Below are 1,072 nucleotides of genomic sequence, written 5' to 3' on the forward strand. Positions count from 1 at the left end.
CTTGCGCATCCGCGTCCCGGCGCTCATGCCGAGCGAGTCGGCGGCCTCGATCTGGCCCTTGCCGACGGCGGAGAACCCGCCGCGGATGATCTCGGCCATGTAGGCGGCCTCGTTCAGCGTCAGGCCCACCAGGGCCGCGGTGATCGGGCCCATGATCGCGTTCGTGTCCACGGCCACGCCGAGGTCGGTGAAGGGGATCCCGATCCGCAGGTCCGGGTAGAGGGCGGAGATGTTGAACCAGAAGATCAGCTGGACCAGCACCGGGGTGCCGCGGAACAGCGTGATGTAGAGATTCGCGGCGATCGAGACCGGCTTCACGTGCGAGGAGCGCATGACCGCCAGGGCCAGGCCCAGCAGCGTGCCCAGGGCCATGCTCGCGACCGTGAGGAAGATCGTGAGCATGAGCCCGCGCAGGATCGACTCCGCGAAGAAGTACTTCCCGACCACCCCCCACTTGAAGTTGGGGTTCGTCAGGACCGAGGCCAGGATCCCGAGGGCGAGCAGGATGCTGAACGCCCAGCCCGCGTATTCCGAGGGCGTCCGCAGCCGGATCCGGGGCTTGAGCGCAGAGCCGGACGCGTTCGCCGTGGGTTCGCTTCCGCGAGTGATGGTTTGCAGCATGGACAACCCTTAGTTGAGCTTGGCGTCGGTGATGGCACCGGACTCGAGGCCCCAGGTCTCGAGGGCCTCCGTGTACTCCGGGCTCTCGAGGACCGACTGGACAGCTGCCTGCAGCGCCGGCGTGAGCGGCGAGTCCTTCTTGATGCCGATCGCCGTCACGTCGCTCGAGCCGACATTGACACGGCCGATGAGCTCGAAGGAGCCCGGTTGCTGCTTGGCGGCCCACCCAAGGGCGGTCGTGTCATAGAGGATGCCGTCGATCCGCTTGGAGTGCAGCTGCGTCAGGGCCTCCTGGATGTTCGGCAGCGTCACGGCGTTAATCTCCGGCTGGCCCTTGGACGTGCAGGTCTGCTCGGAGAGCGCAGGGAGGCGCTTGAGCTGGCCGGTCGAGCCCTGGGTGACGGCGATGTTCTTCCCGCACAGGTTCTCGACCGTGAGGCCCTGCGGGTTC

Annotated in this window: 2 protein-coding genes; both read right to left on the reverse strand. The window is 67.2% G+C overall.

All coding sequences use genetic code 11. The annotated features are described in order from the left end of the window. Positions 1-621, reverse strand: a 621-nt coding sequence (locus BV907_RS18030) for an ABC transporter permease subunit (RefSeq protein WP_139346872.1), incomplete at its 3' end; no start/stop codon positions are given. Positions 622-630: 9 nt separating this feature from the next. Next, a partial coding sequence (locus BV907_RS18035) for a type 2 periplasmic-binding domain-containing protein (RefSeq protein WP_139346873.1) occupies positions 631-1,072 on the reverse strand: 442 nt, incomplete at its 5' end.

Source organism: Sinomonas mesophila, from assembly GCF_001999765.1.
GTDB lineage: Bacteria > Actinomycetota > Actinomycetes > Actinomycetales > Micrococcaceae > Sinomonas > Sinomonas mesophila.